The organism is Pantoea sp. SO10 (assembly GCF_005281435.1).
Classification (GTDB): domain Bacteria; phylum Pseudomonadota; class Gammaproteobacteria; order Enterobacterales; family Enterobacteriaceae; genus Pantoea; species Pantoea leporis.
Genome location: NZ_CP040095.1, coordinates 2,745,029 through 2,767,081 on the forward strand (window position 1 = coordinate 2,745,029; position 22,053 = coordinate 2,767,081).

Below are 22,053 nucleotides of genomic sequence, written 5' to 3' on the forward strand. Positions count from 1 at the left end.
GTGTATTAAAAGTTGATGAATTATTGAATCGTTATGGTGTAGGTCGCAACCGCATTGAAATTACCGGTTTGCTGATGATTCGCGCCAGGTAAATAGCGCAGGAACCAATACCAGGTTTGCGCGAAGTGGCTCTTGTCGCCACTTTTGGCTGCATCGTAAGGCATCGATGATTTCTCACCAAATTTCTGCCAGTCGCCGCCTTCCGCTTTGGTTGAAAAACGGATCGCCATGTCGTCAATCGACGTGGCTAATGCGGTGTCGTCATTATTCAGTAATTGGCCGGCCTGAAAAGTAATCGCCACGTTGTAGTTATTGGCGGCGTCATCACGTAGCGGCGAGCAGGAAACTTCAATCGGCGTCACCTGCGCCTGGCCGAGCGTTGCTTCCTGAGTGCCCGATTTGGGTCGATAAATGGTGCCGAAATTCACTGTACGATTTTGTTCAGTGACCAGCGTGCAGCTGGCTTCGGTAGCGATGCTCGGTGCCAGCAGGCCGCTGTTCAGCACATCCACTTGCTGTGGCGTCGCACCATTTGATTCCAGCAGCAGCGTACCGCCGTGGGTTAATTGCAGCGTACGCTGCGACTGAATCGGCGTGTTATTACTGATTTTCACCAGCTGCGCCTTCAGGCTGAAACCGACGCGGCGTGTACCTTCGCCTTCACGGCTGATGGAACAGCTGGCGGATTGCCCCGCGGCAATCGCGCCACTGCCGCTACACTTACCGCCTTCGCTATTGGCATCCGCGAACAATCGAACGCCGATGCCATTCACATTGGTTGCCAGCACATCGCGGCCCGGACCGATCCAGTCCAGTGCGCCGCTTTCTTTCAAACCCAGCGATACCGGTGCGCTAATTGGGCCATCACACTGCACCCCAATCTCCAGCAGCGTATGTGGCGCATCGCCGATGGCGGCAAACAGCGGCGTAGCGGCAGGAATTTTTACCAGGCCGTTGAGGGGTTGCTGTTCGCTGCGGGTGTAACTGCAGCCATTCGGTAAATCCGAAAGTGCCAGATTTTGCGCCCATGCGGCATTGCTGCCCAACAACGCGGCAATCACGCTGCTTAACAGCAATTGTCTGCCAAACACTTTACTCATTTTAAACTTCCTCACTGTTTTGGCAGACGCTCTGCACCTGAAGCGGTACGCCGTCCATCTGATTTTCACTGGCGGATTTTAGGTTAAAGTTCACTTTGCACGATGCATCCGCGCCGCGCCCCCACTGCACTTCGAGCGAGCCGCTATCTGGCATGCCAGAGATATAGAGCAATCCTTCATCGCCGACGATGCTGCCATTGTTCTGCTCGCCTTCGTTCAGCAGCAGTTTGGCGGTGGCACCGAATGGCACGTAGTCGCCGTTGGCTTTACGCAAGGTCATCATCACCTGATGACCGCGCTGGGTTTTAAAGTCGGCTAATACCACCGCACCGCGGGTTGGCGTGACGGAGGTGCTGGTTTGATCGAGCGCAACATTGGTGCCCAAGCCTTGCGGATCGAGCGAGATGTCGGTGCGACGATACGGCGACATATATGGCATCACCGCATAACCGAGCCAGTCAGTGGACAGCCCGGTTTGGTTGTTCACTTTAATGTTGGCTGCGCCCGGCGCACGCACCAGCGCCACGGTGTCGCTCATCTCCTGCGACAGGGTCACGCCATACGGATGGGCGACGATGCCGCCACGCAGGCCGTAGTTGATCTGCTCCTGCGCCTGGCTGCGGTTATAGCCCGCTGACAGCGTGCCGCTGTTACCACGATAGGATGCGGAGAGATTGCTGGTGTTGCTGTCATTGCCCAACGTCTGGCTGACATTGTAATTGAGCTGGTTATCCAGCGCATTGCCGCTTAGACCGGCCTGTTGCGTGGTGCCCTGCCCTTTGGCATGCGCCATGCCGTAGTTCAGCTGCATAGAGTTACGGGAATCCCCCGCCAGCCAGCGGCTCAACGGCACCGATGCGGTTAACGCCAGACGACGATCTTCTTTGCCGCTGTCGCTATCCTGCGACTGGCTGAGGTTCATGCCATAGCTGACGCCAAACAGGTTGGTGTTGTAACCCAGCGTGAAGGTGCGCAGGTTACCCGGTTTGTTCCAGTAATCACGTTGTGAACCCGATACATACATCGAACCGGCGTCGCCGAGCGACTGGTTCAGCATTACCTGGAATTCGCCGCGCGGGCGGTAATTGCGGTTCAGCGCACCGTTCAGGCCATCCGCCGGATTGGTCATCGCATCCTGCAAGGTGTAATAACCCTCGGTGGAGTAACGATAGGCCGCCAGCGATACTGAGGTGCCGGTTTCAACGATACTGCGCGAATAACGCAAACGATAAGATTGGCCCTGACTTTTCTCACCGTTTGGCAGCGTGGCACTGGATTGGGTAATATCCGCAGAAACGGCGCCAAGGCGACCAATACCCAATCCGATACCGGCGCTGGCAGAGAGATACTCTTTCGCCAGCTGCATGCCGCCGTACACGGTAATGGCGTTCGGCAAGCCGTAAATCAGCGTACCCTGGACAAATTTCGCCGCGTCGGTGGTGATCGCGCCGCCGCTATTGCGCAATTTGCCAATAGTCATGGCGTATTTCAGCTGGCCTTCACGCTGCATGATGGCGATAGACGAATAAGGCTGTGAAAAGGTACGCTCGCTGCCGTCGTTTTCTTTGACGGTCACCACAAGGTCACCGCTCAATGAGGCTGGATAAAGATCGTTGATCTCGAACGGGCCAGGCGGCACGTAAGATTGATAAATCACGCTGCCGTTCTGGCGAATCGTCACTTCCGCGCCCGATTCCGATACGCCACGAATTACCGGCGCAAAACCGCGCAGGCTGTCGGGCAGCATGCTGTCATCAGAAACTAACTGGCCGCCCTGGAACTGCACGCTGTCAAATACGTCAGCGGGTGTAGCGGTTTCACCCAATATAAGCTGTCCTTTGATTGCGCGGACATCTCTCTGCAAATAGGTACTAATGACATTGAAACTGTCATTACTACCTTGTGAACTACTCTGGCTACGTTGAAAGGTGGCGTTAGAACGCAAACGCCATGCACCAGCGTTCAACCCACCACGCATATAACTAAAGATCGTCTGGGAAGTTCCACCCTGTTTTGATAGCTCACGCGTTTGATTACCGGTAATGGTGTAATTCAACATTGCTGCGGATAATCCATTATCCCAAGTGGCGGGATCCACCTCTCCACGCACGCGTCTCTGCATTAACATTTGAGGAATAGAAATATCTAAGCGCTGTTCGAAAAATCGAAAATCAATACTGGCGGCCGGAATATAATCCCGAATGTTCTTAACAACCTGTTCAGAAGGTAATACACGTAACGCCTCTATTGAATTTACTCGTAGACCATATCTTACATAGTCCGCTATGGTTAATTTTGGATAAAGTTTATTATTCGCGTCCGCGTCGAAAAATATTTCTTCTTCATCAATGTATTGGTTATTAACGTAAACTTTAACCGGATACTCCCCCGGTGCCTGACCACCCGCAGAAAAATGGCTAAGATCAGCGACTATTCCTTCAGACACCTGTTGACCCGGCATAGCCAGCAACGCTGGATTAAAATAATCTTCTGCATAGACATGATCAATTAACATTACGTTACTTGCATAAATCGCTAATGAAATCACACTAGCTAACGGTGATAATCCAATATTTCCTGAAAATGGAGGTAAGATGTGCATAATGTAATGTTTCATTGTTATAGTATTATTATTAGTGAAGCTCATTTGCTTTCTATTTATTTACCCAACAACTTAGACTCTTCCTGAGTGACACCGCCAAGATCATTAATTGTTTTGTATTTCACCTGCTCCCCGGATGCTTTGGATGGTAGAATATAGGATTGCTGCCCCATTGGTGGAACCATTGCATTAACATCTTTTATTTCTATATTACCCAATCTCATTTTATTAAAAGAGATATGATAAGGTGTTGGATTGTGAGCAATCAACTTATCGCCTTCGCGAGAGAATGTAAGGCTTTTATAAGCATTTTGTGCTGGCATACTTAAGCCTGAAGGTCGATAAAACATTTTTATACGAAGAACAAAAGCAAAAGAAAGCAAGTTTTTATTTTGATTTTCTTTCGCCTGCGCAGGAATCGCTTTAACGTTTAGCCAATATGCTGATTCACGATCGGTCGGCAAATTCCCGCCCGTGCGCATAATTCTCAAAGTATTCTTCCCTTCATCCTGACGATAAAGCGGTGGTGTAATTACAAATGGAGGTTTACTTTTGTCTACATCCGCATTGAGTTGTGTCATCCATGACTGAGCCAGGAAAGGCGCATTCTTAGCTGAGTTAATCACGGTTACCGTTGCTTCTTTCTGTTCTTCCTTGTAAATCACTCGCGTGCCGCCGAGGCTGAACCCACCTTGATTATTTTCAGCCAATGCAGGCGAAGATAACGATGCAACAAAACAGAGAGAAGCAACTGCAATGGAATTTAAAATTGAACGTTTCATATATACCTTAATAATAATCAGGCAAGGAATATACACTCCTTGCCTGATGAGATTAATTGGTGATCAGTGTTACAGTTGCGGTTGACTCAACCGTACCTGTTTCTGGCGCAGCAGTCCCCACGCGGTAAGCACGCAATTTTGCCTCAACCGTTGCGGTACCTGTAGTGCCATCGTAATTATCAGCATTGATAACTTCACTGGTATTTTTCAGCACATTGTTCTTGTCGGTAATACCGAAAGCTACACCTGTAGCCGTACCTGAGTTACTTAAATACTGGTTATTACTGCTATCAGGATTATAATCAAACTTAATACCAACATTAGTTAGACCAGCAGGGCAATCTGTCACATTAAAAGTGAAGGCGCGTTCAGCTACCGACTCATCCTCATCCGCAGCAATAAGTGATTCCGGCGTAATACCCGTAATGTCAATTTGCTGATTCATTTGGTTTGAAGGAACTGTACATGCTTGCTCGGTAATAGCACCTGCGAAAGTGACAGTGCCAGTATTATTTGCCATTACAGACTGCGACAGTAATACAGTGGTAAAAATAGAAGCGATAAGTGTTTTATTCATTTTCATGATATTTATTCCAAAGTCCTTTTAATTAATTAAAGGTTAATTCAACATTAGCGCTCGTGGTGAAATCACCGGCTACAACGGTTGCCTGACCAAGGTAACTTGAGTTAACCCGCATCGTGAGAGGATAAAGGCTTACAACACCAGAACCATTATCTATTGGGAAATCCTTATTACTGCTATTAGCACTATACAAGGTAGATGGAGGAGCAGTACTTCCAGCAGTGACAGGCTCTTTGGAAATTAGTACAGCCAAGCCTCTTGCATCAGTGTTCCCTAAACTCAAGCGTTCTGGACTGCGGTCTCCATTTGTAAAACTAACATTCAACCTAGCATTAGTAATATTTGCTGGGCATCCGCTCACTTGGTAATTAACAGGTTGAACTTCATATGCAGTATGCACTACAGAATTTTGGAATGTTGTACGATCATAATTACTGAAAACAATAGACTGATTTAAATCACTCACTGTGCAAGTAGTATCCGCTACAGTTCCGGTGAATGTCATTGTACCAGAAGTATCTGCAAACGCTGTGGATGCGCTAGCAGCCATAATGGCTGAGCCAATTAACATTGAGGCCAATGTTTTTTTCATTTTAATAATCCTTTAGGGTCAGATTGACACAGACGACGCAATATTAATTCTTTGCCAATCAATGGTTAATTAATACTCACAACACCGTGAGCATAGAAAACAAAAACCAAGTAGCGACTGGCCTGTTATTGTAAAAGCCGGATGCACTGCTTGTGAATTAATTATTTAAAACTCACGCCTTGAGCAATACAAGAGCACTCTCAAAACACCAGATAAATCCGAAAACAAAAAAGCCACACTAAAAAGTGTGGCGCGAGGTAATGAGTCAGGCATATTCCTCAAGTTGACGACAGCCCCCTGTCGACGTCAGTTTATTCAGCGATTAATTTTAATATCGAAGATTAATGTCGCGCCCGGTGGAATCATATTTTCCACACCGGCATCACCGAATGCTTTATCAGCGGGTAAAATTACTTCGACTTCACTGCCCTTTTTAAGCTGGCTTAATACTTTGGTTAAGGCCGGTAATAAGGAATCCAGCTTCACGCGCTGCACCTTATTCTCCTTACCGCTGTTATCAAATACCGTGCCATCCGATAAACGTCCGGTCAGCAATATATCAACGGTGCTCTCTTCAGTCAGTTTTTCGCCCTTCCCGACTTTATTCACCACGTAATAAACGCCATCAAGCGTTTTCACCCCTTTGCGCTGTTTGGTTTTTTCAATCAGCGCGTTCCCGGCTTTCTGCTGTTTCTCGCGTTCGGTTGCCTGAGTTTGCTGCTGCGCCTGAAGTTTTTCATTCAGCGTGCCATCCAGCTCGGTGACCAGTTTAGCCACTTCATCGCTATTAAGTGCGACGCGCTGGCTGAAGGCATCTTTAATCCCTGCCAACACCATTGGACGATCCGGCTCAACACCAAGATTCTGCTGGGCGCGCAGGCTCTGCACAATATTGCTGGCAAAGGCCACGCCATTGGCATAAGAGAGTTTTTGCTCGTGACTTTCCGGTGCCGCGCTCTCCTGCATCGCCTGCTGCTTGGTCAGTTGCTCTCGCATCGCAGCCTGCTGTTTTTCTGCATCCTGCAAATTGATTTCCAGTTCGGCGATACGATCCTGATGCTGCTTCAGCTCCGCAAGCTGTTGCGTGTCGTGCTGCTTTTGCGCTTTGAGCGCCTGCGTTTCGGCGCGCACCTCCTCCAGCTGATTGCTAAGCGCAATCACGCTCTCTTCCTTCTCTTTCAGCTTGCCCTCTAGTGAAGATTGTTGCAGCGCATGGGTATCCACCAGCAGTTGATGCGCGGCTAACTGGGCACGCAGTTCACTCAACTGCTCTTGCGAACCGCTCTGCTGGCTTTGATGCTCGGCCAATTGCTGTCGCAGAGATTCCAGCTGCTCGCGCTGCGTTTCAACGGTGGCTTTATCAGTTTCTAAAGCTTGCAACTGCTGTTGCAGCGCCTGCTTCTCCACCTGATGACCAGCCAGCAACTCTTTATTAATTCGCTGTTGCTCGTTGAGAGAATGTTCCAGTACCTGCAGTTTTTTCGTCTGCTCCACATTGTGTGTGGTGGCAGGACGCAAAGGCTTTTTCTTTGGCGGCGGCGCTTTTACCCACGGTTTCGCTGCTTCGGTTTCATCGAACAGTGAATAAGGAATGGTGTGATCCGAGCTGTAACCGGTCAGCGCCGGTGCCGCCTGGCTGGCGGATGACCACAAGGTTGCAGCCACTGCCAGGCCAATCAGCGAGCGGGTAAATAAGGGTTTCATGGCATTGGTTCCTTGTGCGGTTTGACATACTGCTGGGTGATTTTTTGCGCCAGTTGACGCGCCTGCGCGGCTTTGCCGCTGCGCGTCGCGCTGGCGTACATGCGAAGTTTCATCTGCTCGGCGATTTGCGTCAGATGGCGATCGTCGCTGTTTTGCACCGCAACGTGATACCAGGCGTAAGCCTGCAGCGGCTGGGCTTTGACGCCTTCTCCCGCCTGATAAGCACCGGCCAGATTAAATTGCGCCAGCGCATTACCCTGCTCGGCGGCTTTGCGATACCACTCTGCCGCGCGCGCTGCATCTTTCTTCACGCCATTACCGCGACTATAGGCCGCGCCGACATCGTTTTGCGCCTGCGCGTCGCCCTGCTGTGCGGCTTGCAGCAGCCAGTTGAATGCCTGCTGCTTATCCTGCAGCAGCGGATTGCCGCTGCGATGATAACGTGCCAGCTGCTGCGCGGCGGCGCTGTTGCCCTGCTCGGCGGCACGCTCTAACCACTGTTTGCCATCGCCAGGTTGATGCTCAAGCAGCAACTTGCCGAGCTGATACTGCGCTTCAGGCTGGCCGCTTTCGGCGGCGGCCTTGAGCAGCGGTTGCGCGGCATCGCGTTGACCAGCCGACGCCAGCCAGCCGCCATACTGTTGCTGCGCGCGGTGTTCACCGGCTTCTGCCTGCTGACGCGTAGCTGTCATCTGTTGATTGAAGTCGCTGAGCAAGCGTGGTTGTGCAAAAGGCTCAGTAGCAGGCGATGTGTGCGGCTGCACATGTGTGACGCAGCCACTCAGCAATGCGCTCAGTGCTACTAAAGAGAAGAGAGTTTTCATCGCCACATCACTCCCTATCCGCCTGCGCCAGCATGGCGAGGAACAGTTCGCTGTGAATCTGCTGACAACGCTTTGCCAGTTCGGCCTGATACACGCTGTCGAGCGTGGCTTGCATATCGGCGGCAAGTTGCGGGCGGGTAAGCAGGTATTTGGCGCTGCGATCCATCAGCCCGTTGAGCGCATCGTGCTGTTGCTGAAAACGTGCCTCATCGTACTGCGCCAGCGCAGAAACCTCGGCCTGGCAGCGATCGAGGCTGGATAGTTGATTAGCATGCTGCGCGGCCGGAATGGTTTCCGCGTGATAGGATGCATTGGCATTAGGCAGGGAAAAACAGCCGGTAAGCATTAATACGCTACCGATAGTGGCTCCGAATTTAAAATATCCTGAAATTTTCATGACTAATAAGTTCCAGTCGATTGGGGGCAAATTAAGTCTCTCGCTTCAATCTGCTGGCGCATTTATTTTATTGCAGGATGCGAGATGTTTTATCATCCTTTGCGGCGCTCTCGTTATCCCGTTATTACCCAAGATGTTCGGTAATATCTATAGCTGTAACTGGCCCTTTCCTTGTGGCTGTGCCGCAGGAAATAAGGTGTTTAACATCAGTGGATAATGTGCAAAATCTTGTTCGGAGAGGCTTAACGTTCGGGTGACATAATAAGCAGAGCCACTACTCTTCGCTACGAGAGCACTCTCAAAAAATATTCCTATTCTCGAATCGAACATGTTGACAATTAATAATCTTCACAGGCCAGGCTAATCTGCGGCGATATATTCACCCTTTCCGGAAATTTTTGGCGACTGACGCCAATTATCAAACAAAAAAGATGACATTGGTGGTTAAGCGCGGTAATTTCCGGCCGCTGTCACCTTGACGGGTCGCGCGTAAAACTGACGGTTACGTCATACAGCCAGCAAAAATACAGTACACTGATTCTCACCCCCCTATTGATAAGCAAGAGTGTTGAGGATGAAAACATTCCGTCGTAATAACGTCTCTATCGCCCTGCTGGATGATCACTTCCTGGTGTTGCGCGGGCTCAGTGATGTACTGCGGGAAAATCCCGACTTCGATGTAGTGGGAACCTTTACCAGCAGCAAGGAGTTGCTGAACTGCATTAAAACCACCAAGGTCGATGTGGTGATCGCCGATTATGAACTGGCACCGGCCGATGTCGATGGCCTGAATCTGATCAAAACCTTGACGCGTTTGTATCCGCACGTCGCGGTGCTGGTGGTGTCAGCACATTACAATCCCGCCACGGTGGCGCTGGCACTGCGCGGAGGTGCTAAAGGCTTTATCGGGAAAAATCGCCCGTTTGAAGAGATTCAAAACGCTGCGTTGGAGGTGAGCCGTGGTCGCACCTTTATTGAAGCGCAGATGGCGCAGGAACTGGCGAATCAGCAGCGCCATGGCGAAGTGCTGATCAGCGGCAATTACAGCGAGGCCAACGTGCGCCAGGCGGTAAGTTTGTCGGCGCTGTCGCCGAAAGAGCAGGAAGTGATTCGCTGTTTTCTTGCCGGCATGACGGTAACCGATATCGCCGAGAAGTTTAACCGCAGCCTGAAAACCATCAGCGGCCAGAAGCAGAGCGCCATGCGCAAGCTTGGACTTAAAGCCGACCACGAGCTCTTTATCATCAAGGACGAATTGCTGAAGTCACTTCACATCTAAGCGAATCCCACCATTGGCGGGCAAGCTCTTCACTGACGGTTGCACCTGCGCGCAGTTGGCTTTCGATGGTTCCCGCCAACTGCGCCAGGCCGTTCATCTCGAAGATTTGCGCGGTGCCGCGCAGGCGATGCACATGGTGCTGCATAAGTCGCGTGTCCATTGCATCACAGGCATGATTGAATCCGCTAACATCTTCCTCCAGCCACGCTTGCAGTTCCTGCTGTTCGGACTCTTCACGTTGCACATGCACACCGCTCGCTGCCGCCAGATGGCACCAGCGGCGTAAACAACTGGCCAATGCGGTGAGGATAATTGGCTTACTGAGCACTGCATCAAAGCCGCTGGCTTCGCATTGCTCAAAATGCGCATCGTCACTCATGGCGGAAATCGCCACCACCGGCGTGGCTTCATTACCGCGTTCGCGCTCCAGCACGCGTAAGCGCCTGGCGATGTCGTAACCGCTGATGTCCGGTAAGTTGACATCCAGCAGAATCACATCGTAGTAATTCTCCTCTTCTAACAGCGCCAGAGCTTGCTGGCCATTTTCCGCCAGCTCGACCTGACAACCGAGCGTGGCAAGCTGTGCCTGTAACGTCCGCTGCGCGGCTGGATGGTCTTCCACCAGTAAAATCATCGTGTCCGCAGTGAAACGCGGTAACACAGGTTCACTCAGCGGGGATTTTTCTGCGCACAGGCCTAACGGCACTTTCAGGGTAAAGGTGCTGCCCTCGCCGGGCAGGCTTTGACAGCTCAATGCTCCGCGCATCAGCGTGACCAATTGCTGAGAGATCCATAAACCCAATCCGCTGCCGCCGTAGCGGCGATCGGCTCCGTCATCGACTTGCGTCCAGGCATCAAACAAGGTTTTTTGCGCTTCGGGTGCAATACCAATGCCGGTATCCGCCACAGCCAGCGCAATCATGCAGGTATTATCAGCAAAAAATTCTGCATCCAGCGCCAGCGAAATGGCACCTTGATGGGTGAACTTAATCGCGTTGGAGAGCAGATTGTTGATGATTTGCCGCAGGCGATGCGGATCGCCCATCATCCACTGCTTCTTAAGCGGTTCATCAATGGTGATCACCAGGTTCAGCCCTTTCTCCGCCAGCATTGGCCGGTAGCTATCGCAAATAGTATTGATCAGCTCGCTGAGATCGAAGGGCTGGCTATCAATCACAATGCAATCTGCGGAGAGTTTGCTGTGGTCGAGAATATCGTTAAGCAGATCGAGCAAACTGCGCGCCGAAGAGGAGGCCAGCGCCAGATATTGCTGCTGCTGATGCGCATTCTCGGTGCGCTTCATTAGCTCCAGCGAGGCAATCATGGCATTCATCGGCGTACGAATTTCATGGCTCATCATGGCGAGAAATTGCGTTTTGCGCTCCTCGCTGGCAGTAGCGCGGCGGCGATGCATAATCGCGCGCTGCAGCAACCAGCCTAGTAATAACACCAGCAAGCAGAACGTGAAGATTTCCCAGTGATACAGGGAAAAAATAACCCCCATCGAGGGATAGCCCAAACGCATATCACCTACCCAACGGCTAAACATCTCGTTGGCATCGGCGGCGGGTACGGCGCTTAGTGCTTTATTGATGATGCTCAGCAACTGCGGGTCTGCGGCCGAAACGCCCATGGTTAAGCTGGCGGCTAATTCGGGTATTTGACCGGCAATCGCCAGCTTGTGGGAATAGTAGCGCCACAACAGCGGACGCATTACCAGACTGGAACCGAGGCCCAAATCGGCGCGATCTTCATATACCGCCTGAAATACCTCACGCATATGATTGACCGGTAACAGCAGGATGTCCGGGCAGTTTTCTCTCAGCCAGCTCTCATACAGCGTTCCGCTACGCACCGCGACACGTTTACCACGCAGCTGATCGAGAGAATGGATGGTTGCGCCATTATTATGCGTGATAACCGAAGCGCTGGTCGCCAGCCAGCGATCGCTAAACAGCCAGCCTTCTTGTTGATCCGCAGCCAGCAATTCAGGCGCAATGGCTGAAATTAACCCAGGCGGCTGCCCGCTCTGTTCTGCCAGTACAAATTGCAGGCCGGTGATTTCACTAATGTGGTCGAGATAATCGCGACTCAGGCCTATATGTTGATTATCTTCCTGATAATCGAGCGGCCAACTGGCGATGAAGTGGTAAGGAACCACCGGATGCGCAGCGATCCAGCGCTGCTCATCCTCGGTGAAGGCGATCTGCGTAGCGAAAGTAGAATAAGAGAGTAGCAGGCCAGCCAGAAGCAGCAGGCCTGATAGCAAAGCACGCATAACATAATAACCTGACTAATAAGACGAACTGCTGCGCGCTAAAAGCGTTGATGCAGCAGGATTAGGCAGGCTATTTGATGGAAAAAGCGTCAAACACTCTACGAGAGCACTCTCAATTGCCTTATCTCAAGGAATAAGGTTGTTAATCAGCGTTTGCCAATCCCTGCTGGTTTGAACCGTTGGCGTAGGCTGTTGGCGCAGTTGGGTTTCAATGTCTTCTGCTTGCTGAGCCAGCTCTGGCAGTTGGTAGATCTGTGCTACACCGCGAATGCGATGCACAAAATGGATCATGTGCGGCACATCGCGCTGTTCACAGGCATGAACAAAGTTATCCCGATCCTGTTGCAGCCATAACTTCACTTCCTCACTTAACAACGGCGTATCCGGCTCTTGAATTGCCTGATAGTGTCCGAGTTTTTCTGCCAGCTCGGCTAATCGAATCGGTTTAACTAACACATCATCCATGCCGCTGGTTAAACAGCGTTGCCGATGCTCAAGACTGCTGACGGCGGAGATCGCGATCAGCGGCGTGCGGTCGCGCTGTTGTGCGGTTTCAAATTCACGGATCTGTTCTGCCAGCCAATAGCCATCCTTGCCGGGTAAATTACAATCCAACAGCATGATATCGTAGTAATTTTCCTCCTCCAGCAGCTGTAAAGCCTGCTCGGCACTTTCGACCATTTCATAATGGCAATTGAGCTGTTTTAGCTGAGCAGCCAGCACTTGCTGATTGGCTGGATGATCCTCCACCACTAACACCGCGAGACCAACAGGAAGCGCTGCCACCGGTTGTTGCTCTTCATTATTGCCCGGCGCATGGCTCTTATTCAGCGGCAAAATACAGGTGAAGACGCTGCCTTTTCCCTCCTCACTGCTCAGCGTTAAATCTCCACCCATACGTTTTGCCAGCGTGCGGCATAGATAAAGCCCCAAGCCGCTGCCGCTGCGTACGCGCGCACCGCGACTTTCCGCCTGCTGCCAGGCCTGGAACATCCGCTGCTGATCGGCGGGTGCAATACCGATGCCGGTATCTTCCACCGCGAGGGTTAATGCATCCGGTAATCCTGGCTCGCTTTGCCAATCGGCTTTTAGAGTAATTGTTCCACTATCGGTGAACTTCACCGCATTTGACAACAAGTTATTCACAATTTGGCGCAAACGATGCGCGTCTACATCCAGCCACAATGTCTCCAGCGCGGGCTGCAGATCGAGGAGCAATTTCACCCCCTTGCGCTCAGCCGAAGGGCGCTGGCTGTCGCACACTGCCGCCAGTAATTGACTGATTTCACAGGGCGCAATGTGCAGAGGAATATCCTGCTGAGTGAGTTTGCTGTGGTCCAGCACGTTGTTAAGTAGCTCGAGCAGATCCTGCGAGGAGGAGAGCGCCAGCGCCTGATACTCTTGCTGCTTTTTCGCCGTCGCCGGCTGTTGCAGCAATTCTAGCGAGGCGATGATGGCGTTCATCGGCGTGCGAATTTCATGGCTCATGACGGCAAGAAATTCTGACTTACTTTTTTCACTCGCCTGCGCACGGCGGCGCGCTTGAATTGCGCTGCGCAGAGCTAACAGCAGCAACAGCAGCAGCGTGGCAAACGCGATAAGCTGATAACGAAAGTGTTCAACAATCACGCCAATCGACGGCGTGCCCAAATCGACAATCCCTACCCAGCGTTTAAAGATGTTTTGCGCATCGACACCATTGATAGTGGTAAAGGCCGCATTGATGATGTCGCGCAATTCCGGATAGGCCGGATCGATAGCCATATTGATGCCGCTGGCCATTTCCGGTACCTGTCCGGTCACCGCCAAATCGCCCGCATAGAAACGCTGCAGTATCGGCAGAATGATCAAACCGGAACCAATCACCGCATCAACCTGATGTTCATCAACAGCGCGCAACGCTTCGCTGACGCTGGGATAATCGACCAGTTGAATCGCCGGATAATGCTTACTGATCCACGGCTCATATTCCGATGATTGTGCAATTCCAAGTCGTTTTCCGTCTAAACGTTCGATAGCGCGAATATCCACCGTCTCTTTGCGGCCCACCAGCATCGGCATGGTTTGCATCCAGGATTGAGTGAACAGCCAGCGCTGTTTCTCATGCGAGGGGATCAGCTCCGCGCTGACTGCCGCGTTAATCATCGGCGGATTAAGTAGCGCCTCTTCAGGTGCAACGTAGGTGAAATGTAGCCCGGTACGTGCGCTAATTTCATCGAGGATAGTGCGGCTCAAACCCACCGGTTTACCGTTTTCGCGATAGTCCTGCGGCCAGCGATCGGTGACGGTATAAGTGATGTCGGGATGCGCCTGGATCCATGCTTGTTGTTGTGGCGTCAAAGAAATGCGCTGTGCCTGCGCCACATTTATCACTAACAGCAAGATCAATAACAGTTTGTGCATCCACGCTTCCCCTGCTCATCGTCACCAATGCGCAGTGTAGCCGTGATGAACACGCATGGAAATGCAGATAAAAAAAAGCCCTGCAACACAGGTTGCAGGGCTATTGCGTGGCTATCGCAAAACTTATTCGGCCGGTTTGGTGCGAATCAGATAATCAAAGGCGCTGAGTGAGGCTTTCGCGCCTTCACCGCTGGCGATGATGATCTGTTTGTAAGGCACCGTGGTGCAGTCGCCTGCGGCAAACACGCCTTTCAGGCTGGTTTCGCACTTGGCATCAATGATGATTTCGCCCATCTTGTTGCGCTCAACCGCACCTTCCAGGAAGGTGGTGTTCGGCAGCAAACCAATCTGCACGAAGATGCCGCTCAGCGCGATTTCGTGGCTGCTCTGATTGTTACGGTCAATGTAGGTCAGGCTGGTAACTTTGCTGCCGTCGCCTTTCACTTCGGTGGTCTGTGCGTTCAGAATCACATCGACGTTTTTCAGGCTGCGCAGTTTGTCCTGCAGCACTTTGTCGGCGCGCATTTCGCTGGCAAATTCCAGCAGCGTCACGTGCTCAACAATACCGGCCAAATCGATTGCCGCTTCAACGCCTGAGTTACCGCCGCCGATCACCGCGGTGCGTTTGCCTTTAAACAGCGGGCCGTCGCAGTGCGGGCAATAAGTTACGCCCTTGGTGCGATACTGCTCTTCGCCAGGTACGCCCATGTTGCGCCAGCGTGCGCCGGTAGCAATGATGATGCTGCGGGATTTCAGTACTGCGCCAGATGCGGTTTCAATTGCGTGCAGACCGCCCTCTTTCGCCGCCGGAATCAGCTTGATGGCGCTCTGGGTATCAATCACATCAACATCGTAATCATCAACGTGGGCACGCAGAGAACCGGCCAGCTTCGCGCCTTCGGTTTTCGGTACGGAGATGTAGTTTTCAATGTCTACGGTGTCCAGCACCTGACCACCGAAACGCTCGCCCATCAGGCCAGTACGGATGCCTTTACGTGCCGAGTAGATGGCCGCTGCTGCGCCCGCCGGGCCGCTGCCGACGATCAGCACTTCGTAGGCTTCACGTTTGTTCAGCTCTTCCGCCGCGCGCTTGTCGGCGTTGGTGTCCACTTTACCGACGATTTCCGCCAGGCTCAGACGGCCCTGACCGAACTCTTTACCGTTGAGGAATACCGCCGGCACGCCCATCACGTTGCGCTCGGTGATTTCGTTCTGGAACATACCGCCGTCAATCGCGGTATGGCTGATACGCGGGTTCAGTACCGCCATCAGGTTTAGCGCCTGTACCACGTCAGGACAGTTGTGGCACGACAGGGAATAATACGTTTCGAAGTGGAGGTCGCCTTCCAAAGCCACAACCTGATCCAGCAGGCTCTGCGCTTCTTTCGAAGGGTGTCCACCGGTTTGCAGCAGGGCTAAAACCAGTGAAGTAAATTCGTGACCCATTGGCGAACCGGCAAAGCGCGGACCGCTCTGGCTGCCTGGGTTAGTGATCAGGAAAGAGGGTTTACGCACCGGACGATCGTTCTCTTCGCGGAAGCTGACTTTGTCTGACAAGCCCGCGATATCGGCCAACAGAGAGCGAATCTCTGCCGATTTGGCGCCATCATCCAATGTGGCAATCAACTCAACCGGTTTCGTTAGTTTCTCAAGGTAAGCCTTGAGTTGGGTTTTTAAATTGGTGTCGAGCATAGTGAGTTCCTGTCATGAAAATCGGGTGCCGTAGCACCCGATAGAGAAAGATCGAATGGCAGCTAACTTAGATTTTGCCAACCAGGTCCAGTGATGGAGCCAGAGTTGCTTCGCCTTCTTTCCATTTTGCCGGGCAAACTTCACCTGGGTGAGAAGCAACGTACTGAGCGGCTTTCACTTTGCGGATCAGGTCAGATGCGTCACGGCCAATGCCTTCTGCAGTAATTTCGATCGCCTGGATGATGCCTTGCGGGTCAACGATGAAGGTACCGCGGTCTGCCAGACCTTCGTCTTCGCGCATGATTTCGAAGTTACGGGTCAGCGCGCCAGTTGGGTCACCGATCATCGCGTATTTGATTTTCGCGATGGTGTCTGAAGAACCGTGCCAGGCTTTGTGGGTAAAGTGCGTGTCAGTGGAAACAGAGTAGATATCTACACCCAGTTTCTGGAACTCTTCGTGATGGTCTGCAACGTCACCCAGTTCGGTTGGGCATACGAAGGTGAAGTCAGCCGGGTAGAAGAAGAAAACACTCCATTTACCTTCAACGTCTTTCTCGGTGACTTCGATGAATTCGCCGTTTTTGAACGCTGCGTTTTTAAATGGTTTGATCTTGGTATTAATGATGGACATGGTGACCTCCGTTAAAAGATGTGATGCAGGCTACAGAATTTTCGGGCCAACTTCTAATATGCAGACGTTATCAATCAGATAACCAAAAGCTATCAAAGCGCCGACACCAGATTTCATGCGGCTCGCGGAGGCATTCTACACAAAAAGGGCGCGGTTCTGTCAGGCTTTATCTTTTTGCGGTGAAACTGCTACTTTTATTCAAATACCTAACTGACGGAGCAAATAGGTGCACATACGTTTTTTTGACGAAGCCGATCGGCCTTTTCTGCGCACGCTGTATCTTGCCGCTCGACGCCATAACTGGACGTGGCTGGATGGCGATGATTGGCAGTTAGAAGATTTCGATGCGGTGATTTTGGGCGAAACCGTGCTGGTCGCTGAACTGAATGGGCATCGCGTGGGGTTTGCGGCGGTGCTGGATAATGACAACTTCCTGCATAGCCTGTATGTCGACCCCGATGCGCAGGGACAAGGCGTGGGCAGCGCGCTGTTAGAAAAAGTGCAATCGCGATTTAGCTCGACGGGCGCCTTGAAATGCCTGCAACAAAATCAGGCGGCGATGGATTTTTATCTCAAACACGGCTGGCGGCGCGAAGCGGTTGGCGAGAGCGAGCAGGGAAAATATGTGCTGATGCATTTTCCGCTGGCGACGCGCACCAGCGGAAATGGACGCCGTTAAACGGCGCGGAACGCGATATCGCCAGGGATAATTTCTCCCTGCCAATAGAGCTGCGCCGCAACGCGACCCGCCAGCTGGCGGTAGAGTGCGGTGAAATCACTTTCCGGACGGCGCACCACGGTCGGTTCGCCATCATCCAGATCTTCACGCAGCGTAATGTGCAGCGGCAACTGGGCCAGCAAACGGGTGCTGTAATCTTCCACCAGCTTCTGCGCACCGCCGGTGCCGAAAATCGGCTCGTGATGTCCGCATTGGCTACAAATGTGCATGCTCATATTCTCGATCACGCCCAGCACCGGCACGCTCACTTTCTCGAACATCACCATCCCTTTGCGCGCGTCAATCAAGGCGATGTCCTGCGGCGTGGTGACCACCAGCGCGCCGGTCACCGGCACGTTTTGCGCCAGCGTCAGCTGAATATCGCCGGTACCTGGCGGCATATCGAGGATCAGATAATCGAGATCCGGCCACAGGGTTTCGTTGAGCAGCTGCATCAGGGCTTTGCTGGCCATTGGACCGCGCCACACCATGGCGTTGTCGTCGGTGACCAGATAACCAATCGAATTGGTTGCCAGGCCGTGCGCCATAATCGGTGCCATGTGCGTGCCATCCGGCGAGGTGGGACGCTGATTTTCGGTGCCGAGCATGTTAGGGATCGACGGACCGTAAATATCCGCATCGAGAATCCCCACGCGCGCCCCTTCAGCGATCAGCGCCAGCGCCATGTTCACAGCGGTGCTGGATTTGCCCACGCCACCTTTGCCAGAACTCACGGCGATGATGTTCTTCACACCGGTTGCGCCCGGGTGGTTTTTCACCCGCTTCAGCGTGGCGATGTCGTGGCGCAGTCGCCAGTCAATGGCGCTGGCGTCCGTCAGGCGCAGCAGTTCGGCGCTGGTTTGCGCTTTCAGCTCTTCAAAAGCGCTGGCCCACGCGAACGGCATCACCAGTTCGATATGCAGCTTGTCATCCAGCAGCGCGACATGGCGCAGGGCTTTCAGCGTGGTCAGGTTATGTTGCAGCGTCGGATGTTCAAAGTCACTCAACACGCCAATAACCAATGCTCGCAGCGCCTCAGGTGAATGATGTTGCTGGGATTGTGAAGTCATCCCCTCTCCTTGTTTATTCATCACGCCAGATTGCGGCGGTGTCTGTTCAATAATATCAGATAGGCGCTAAAAGTGACGTGGATGTCCAGCTGTGTTTACGCCAGAGGGTGCTTCGGTTAACATCTAACACCGATTTTTCTTCAACGGAACGCTACGCAAAAATGACTCAAGTCGCTAAAAAAATTCTGGTAACGTGCGCACTGCCGTACGCAAACGGTTCAATCCATCTCGGTCACATGCTTGAACACATTCAGGCTGACATTTGGGTCCGTTACCAGCGAATGCGTGGCAACCAGGTTCACTTCATCTGTGCAGACGACGCTCACGGCACGCCTATCATGCTGAAAGCTCAGCAGCTTGGCATCGCGCCGGAGCAGATGATCGCGGAGATGAAGCAGGAGCACGAAACGGATTTTGCTGGCTTCAATATCAGCTACGACAACTATCACTCGACGCACGGTGACGAAAACCGTCAGCTGTCCGAGCTGATTTATGGCCGCCTGAAAGAGAACGGCTTCATTAAGAACCGCACCATTTCGCAGCTGTACGATCCTGAGAAAGGCATGTTCCTGCCGGACCGTTTCGTCAAAGGCACCTGCCCGAAATGTAAGTCACCGGATCAATATGGCGATAACTGCGAAGTGTGTAGCGCGACCTACAGCCCAACCGAGCTGATCGACCCGAAATCGGTGGTCTCTGGCGCGACGCCGGTGCTGCGCGATTCCGAGCACTTCTTCTTTGATCTGCCCTCTTTCAGCGCGATGCTGCAGGCGTGGACGCGTTCAGGCGCACTGCAAGAGCAGGTGGCTAACAAGATGCAAGAGTGGTTCGAGTCTGGCTTGCAGCAGTGGGATATCTCCCGCGATGCGCCTTACTTCGGCTTCGAAATCCCTGGCGCGCCGGGCAAATACTTCTACGTCTGGTTGGATGCGCCAATCGGTTACATGGGTTCATTCAAAAACCTGTGCGACAAACGCGGCGATATCGATTTCGACGAGTTCTGGAAGAAAGATTCCACTACTGAGCTGTATCACTTCATCGGTAAAGACATCGTCTATTTCCACAGCCTGTTCTGGCCAGCGATGCTGGAAGGCAGCAACTTCCGCAAGCCAACCAATCTGTTCGTACACGGTTATGTGACGGTGAACGGCGCGAAGATGTCTAAATCGCGCGGCACCTTTATTAAAGCCAGCACCTGGTTGCAGCATCTGGATGCCGATAGCCTGCGTTATTACTACGCAGCTAAGCTCTCTTCACGCATCGACGACATCGACCTGAATCTGGAAGATTTCGTGCAGCGCGTGAATGCAGACGTGGTGAACAAAGTGGTGAACCTGGCGTCACGTAATGCCGGCTTCCTGACCAAACGCTTTGGCGGCAAGCTGGCGAGTGAACTGGCCGATCCCGCGTTGTATCAAACCTTTGTGGCGTCCTCAGAGAAGATTGGCGAAGCCTGGGCCAGCCGCGAATATAACCGCGCGATCCGTGAAATCATGGCGCTGGCCGATCTGGCCAACCGCTATGTCGATGAGCAGGCACCTTGGGTGGTAGCAAAGCAAGAAGGCCGCGATGCCGACCTGCAGGCGATTTGCTCCATGGGCATTAACCTGTTCCGCGTCTTGATGACCTGGCTGAAGCCAGTGCTGCCATCTTTGAGCGAGCGTGCCGAAGCCTTCCTGCAGAGCGAACTGAGCTGGGATGCAATTGCCCAACCGTTGCTGGATCATGAAGTGGCGCCGTTCAAAGCGCTGTATGGCCGTATCGAAATGACCAAAGTCGACGCGCTGATTGAGGCCTCGAAAGAAGATGCGGCGGCAGCGAATAAGCCTGCAGCAACCGGTCCGCTGGCTGATGCGCCGATTGGCGACACCATCACCATTGATGATTTTGCCAGGGTCGATATGCGCGTGGCGCTGATCGAGAAAGCGGAGCTGGTTGAGGGTTCTGACAAGCTGCTGCGTCTGGAGCTGGATTTGGGGGGCGAGAAGCGTCAGATTTTCTCTGGCATTCGCGCTGCGTATCCGGATCCGTCGGTGCTGGTAGGCAAGATGACCATCATCGTCGCCAACCTCGCGCCGCGTAAAATGCGCTTCGGTATTTCCGAAGGTATGGTGCTGTCAGCGGGTCCAGGCGGCAAAGACCTGTTTGTGCTGTCGGTTGATAGCGGCGCAGTACCGGGCATGCCGGTTAAGTAACGGATTTCGTTGCCCTCACCCTAGCCCTCTCCCGCGCGCGGGAGAGGGAACCGTTCAAAGCAGCCATTTAATTTTTCACTCCACTTTATGCTAGCCTGCTCCACCTAACCATTCCCTCGCCCGCGCGCGGGAGAGCAGCTGTGTTTAAAGTCAATGGATGCGTTACGCCGGCCTCCATTCTTTATTGTCCCTCAGCATCGCGTTCAAAATGGTTATCAGCTTTCTCACACACGCCGTTATCGCGACTTTGAACACTTTTCCCCGCCCTGTCAGGCGCTCAAAAAAAGCTTTGATTGTTGGGTTGTAACGCACCGCCGTCAGCGTGGCCATATACAGCACCGACCGCACCGCACTTCGGCCGCCCCAGATGCAGCGCTTACCTTTCATTTTTCCGCTGTCGTGCGCGTAAGGGCACACGCCGACCAGCGCACTGATTTTATGACGGCTCAGCGCTCCCAGTTCCGGCAACATTGACAGCAACACAGCCATCGTCGTCGGTCCTATTCCCTTTACCTCTTCCAGAAGCTTAACCTTCTCTTTCCACAGCGGCATCGTTCTTATCTGTCTGTCGATATCGTCATCCGCATCCTTAATCTCCGCTTTCAGCCAGTCAATATGACGCTTGAGGCTCGCCGATATGGCAACGTCATCACAGCTTTTATACCGGTTTATTTCCATCGCACGATTCTCAACCAACTGCCTGCGACGGGTCACCATTCCTGCCAGCCGTTGTGTCTGCTCATCCGGCGTGGCGCGTACTTCCGGCTCCATGCGCCGGCCAAACTCGCAGATGAGGCGCGCGTCGTTTGGGTCGGTTTTATGCAGCGTTCCCGTTGCGCGGGCGAAATTTTTTACCAGACGCGGATTGACTACAGCAACGGCAAAGCCCTGCAGCGTCAGCGTGGCGGCCAGCAGCGAGTGATAGCGGCTGGTTGCTTCCATAGCCACAAGTTTCACGCGAAGGGCAGACAATACGCTCAGCAGCTGCTGATGGCCGTCGGGTGAATTATCGAGATGCAGATAAGTACAGGAAGTATCGATATAAACGTCAAACGTCTCTTTAGCAATGTCGATGCCGATTACAGAGTATTCAGTCATTTCACATCTCCCGGCCTTGTAAGATACGGACTCGCAGAGCGGTCCTGGCAGCTGTTCGGGTTAAGAGAAAAACTGACGTTCCGCCATAAGCTCTCCCGCGGGCTC

17 protein-coding genes are annotated in these 22,053 nt (G+C 52.7%); 3 read left to right on the plus strand and 14 right to left on the minus strand.

Annotated features, from left to right (window positions below):
- Positions 1 to 20: 20 nt before the first annotated feature.
- The 8 genes from FCN45_RS12725 to FCN45_RS12760 form a co-directional block, all read right to left on the minus strand.
- A complete protein-coding gene (locus tag FCN45_RS12725) occupies positions 21 to 1,100 on the minus strand; it encodes a fimbrial protein (protein WP_137386144.1) in 1,080 nt (359 codons plus the stop codon).
- Position 1,101: 1 nt separating this feature from the next.
- Positions 1,102 to 3,747: a fimbria/pilus outer membrane usher protein gene (locus FCN45_RS12730; RefSeq protein ID WP_137386145.1), complete on the minus strand. Its 2,646-nt coding sequence runs from the start codon at positions 3,745 to 3,747 to the stop codon at positions 1,102 to 1,104.
- An 11-nt stretch (positions 3,748 to 3,758) separates the two neighbouring features.
- Complete coding sequence (locus FCN45_RS12735) at positions 3,759 to 4,484, minus strand: molecular chaperone (RefSeq protein WP_137386146.1); 726 nt, start codon at positions 4,482 to 4,484, stop codon at positions 3,759 to 3,761.
- A 52-nt stretch (positions 4,485 to 4,536) separates the two neighbouring features.
- Positions 4,537 to 5,067, minus strand: a complete 531-nt coding sequence (locus FCN45_RS12740) for a fimbrial protein (RefSeq protein WP_137386147.1) — start codon at positions 5,065 to 5,067, stop codon at positions 4,537 to 4,539.
- A 25-nt stretch (positions 5,068 to 5,092) separates the two neighbouring features.
- Positions 5,093 to 5,659, minus strand: a complete 567-nt coding sequence (locus FCN45_RS12745; RefSeq protein WP_137386148.1) for a fimbrial protein — start codon at positions 5,657 to 5,659, stop codon at positions 5,093 to 5,095.
- Between the two features lie 315 nt (positions 5,660 to 5,974).
- Complete coding sequence (locus FCN45_RS12750) at positions 5,975 to 7,363, minus strand: FKBP-type peptidyl-prolyl cis-trans isomerase (protein WP_137386149.1); 1,389 nt, start codon at positions 7,361 to 7,363, stop codon at positions 5,975 to 5,977.
- Positions 7,360 to 8,187: a tetratricopeptide repeat protein gene (locus FCN45_RS12755; RefSeq protein WP_137386150.1), complete on the minus strand. Its 828-nt coding sequence runs from the start codon at positions 8,185 to 8,187 to the stop codon at positions 7,360 to 7,362. The genes FCN45_RS12750 and FCN45_RS12755 overlap by 4 nt, the downstream gene beginning before the upstream one ends.
- Positions 8,188 to 8,194: 7 nt before the next feature.
- The gene (locus FCN45_RS12760) at positions 8,195 to 8,584 is read right to left on the minus strand and encodes a hypothetical protein (RefSeq protein WP_137386151.1); all 390 of its coding nucleotides are present in this window, start codon (positions 8,582 to 8,584) and stop codon (positions 8,195 to 8,197) included.
- Positions 8,585 to 9,158: 574 nt separating this feature from the next.
- Here FCN45_RS12760 and FCN45_RS12765 point away from each other — a divergent pair.
- The gene (locus FCN45_RS12765) at positions 9,159 to 9,863 is read left to right on the plus strand and encodes a response regulator transcription factor (protein WP_137386152.1); all 705 of its coding nucleotides are present in this window, start codon (positions 9,159 to 9,161) and stop codon (positions 9,861 to 9,863) included.
- On the opposite strand, the gene FCN45_RS12770 is transcribed toward FCN45_RS12765, so the two are convergent.
- The 4 genes from FCN45_RS12770 to ahpC form a co-directional block, all read right to left on the minus strand.
- The gene (locus FCN45_RS12770; protein WP_137386153.1) at positions 9,829 to 12,141 is read right to left on the minus strand and encodes an ATP-binding protein; all 2,313 of its coding nucleotides are present in this window, start codon (positions 12,139 to 12,141) and stop codon (positions 9,829 to 9,831) included. The two genes, FCN45_RS12765 and FCN45_RS12770, sit on opposite strands and share 35 nt — an antisense overlap.
- A 126-nt stretch (positions 12,142 to 12,267) precedes the next feature.
- Positions 12,268 to 14,544 carry an ATP-binding protein gene (locus FCN45_RS12775; protein ID WP_137386154.1) on the minus strand — a complete coding sequence of 759 codons (2,277 nt, stop codon included), beginning with the start codon at positions 14,542 to 14,544 and terminating at the stop codon, positions 12,268 to 12,270.
- 123 nt (positions 14,545 to 14,667) lie between these two features.
- The gene (gene ahpF, locus FCN45_RS12780; protein WP_137386155.1) at positions 14,668 to 16,236 is read right to left on the minus strand and encodes an alkyl hydroperoxide reductase subunit F; all 1,569 of its coding nucleotides are present in this window, start codon (positions 16,234 to 16,236) and stop codon (positions 14,668 to 14,670) included.
- Positions 16,237 to 16,303: 67 nt separating this feature from the next.
- Positions 16,304 to 16,867, minus strand: coding sequence for an alkyl hydroperoxide reductase subunit C (gene ahpC, locus FCN45_RS12785; protein WP_101763328.1), 564 nt, complete (start codon positions 16,865 to 16,867; stop codon positions 16,304 to 16,306).
- A gap of 226 nt (positions 16,868 to 17,093) precedes the next feature.
- On the opposite strand from ahpC, the gene FCN45_RS12790 reads away from it, so the two are divergent.
- Entirely contained in the window at positions 17,094 to 17,546 is a 453-nt protein-coding gene (locus FCN45_RS12790; protein ID WP_137386156.1) for a GNAT family N-acetyltransferase, read from the plus strand.
- Here FCN45_RS12790 and apbC read toward each other — a convergent pair.
- Positions 17,543 to 18,655 carry an iron-sulfur cluster carrier protein ApbC gene (gene apbC, locus FCN45_RS12795; protein WP_101763326.1) on the minus strand — a complete coding sequence of 371 codons (1,113 nt, stop codon included), beginning with the start codon at positions 18,653 to 18,655 and terminating at the stop codon, positions 17,543 to 17,545. The genes FCN45_RS12790 and apbC overlap by 4 nt on opposite strands.
- Positions 18,656 to 18,816: 161 nt before the next feature.
- On the opposite strand from apbC, the gene metG reads away from it, so the two are divergent.
- Positions 18,817 to 20,850, plus strand: a complete 2,034-nt coding sequence (gene metG / locus FCN45_RS12800) for a methionine--tRNA ligase (RefSeq protein WP_137386157.1) — start codon at positions 18,817 to 18,819, stop codon at positions 20,848 to 20,850.
- Positions 20,851 to 21,012: 162 nt separating this feature from the next.
- On the opposite strand, the gene FCN45_RS12805 is transcribed toward metG, so the two are convergent.
- Positions 21,013 to 21,948: an IS110 family transposase gene (locus tag FCN45_RS12805; protein ID WP_137385056.1), complete on the minus strand. Its 936-nt coding sequence runs from the start codon at positions 21,946 to 21,948 to the stop codon at positions 21,013 to 21,015.
- Positions 21,949 to 22,053: the final 105 nt, after the last annotated feature.

Coding starts and splice junctions, on each gene's coding strand:
- FCN45_RS12725 (WP_137386144.1), bottom strand. CDS start 1,100: ATGAGTAAAGTGTTTGGCAGACAATTGCTGTTAAGCAGCGTGATTGCC.
- FCN45_RS12730 (WP_137386145.1), bottom strand. CDS start 3,747: ATGAGCTTCACTAATAATAATACTATAACAATGAAACATTACATTATG.
- FCN45_RS12735 (WP_137386146.1), bottom strand. CDS start 4,484: ATGAAACGTTCAATTTTAAATTCCATTGCAGTTGCTTCTCTCTGTTTT.
- FCN45_RS12740 (WP_137386147.1), bottom strand. CDS start 5,067: ATGAAAATGAATAAAACACTTATCGCTTCTATTTTTACCACTGTATTA.
- FCN45_RS12745 (WP_137386148.1), bottom strand. CDS start 5,659: ATGAAAAAAACATTGGCCTCAATGTTAATTGGCTCAGCCATTATGGCT.
- FCN45_RS12750 (WP_137386149.1), bottom strand. CDS start 7,363: ATGAAACCCTTATTTACCCGCTCGCTGATTGGCCTGGCAGTGGCTGCA.
- FCN45_RS12755 (WP_137386150.1), bottom strand. CDS start 8,187: ATGAAAACTCTCTTCTCTTTAGTAGCACTGAGCGCATTGCTGAGTGGC.
- FCN45_RS12760 (WP_137386151.1), bottom strand. CDS start 8,584: ATGAAAATTTCAGGATATTTTAAATTCGGAGCCACTATCGGTAGCGTA.
- FCN45_RS12765 (WP_137386152.1), top strand. CDS start 9,159: ATGAAAACATTCCGTCGTAATAACGTCTCTATCGCCCTGCTGGATGAT.
- FCN45_RS12770 (WP_137386153.1), bottom strand. CDS start 12,141: ATGCGTGCTTTGCTATCAGGCCTGCTGCTTCTGGCTGGCCTGCTACTC.
- FCN45_RS12775 (WP_137386154.1), bottom strand. CDS start 14,544: ATGCACAAACTGTTATTGATCTTGCTGTTAGTGATAAATGTGGCGCAG.
- ahpF (WP_137386155.1), bottom strand. CDS start 16,236: ATGCTCGACACCAATTTAAAAACCCAACTCAAGGCTTACCTTGAGAAA.
- ahpC (WP_101763328.1), bottom strand. CDS start 16,867: ATGTCCATCATTAATACCAAGATCAAACCATTTAAAAACGCAGCGTTC.
- apbC (WP_101763326.1), bottom strand. CDS start 18,655: ATGACTTCACAATCCCAGCAACATCATTCACCTGAGGCGCTGCGAGCA.
- metG (WP_137386157.1), top strand. CDS start 18,817: ATGACTCAAGTCGCTAAAAAAATTCTGGTAACGTGCGCACTGCCGTAC.
- FCN45_RS12805 (WP_137385056.1), bottom strand. CDS start 21,948: ATGACTGAATACTCTGTAATCGGCATCGACATTGCTAAAGAGACGTTT.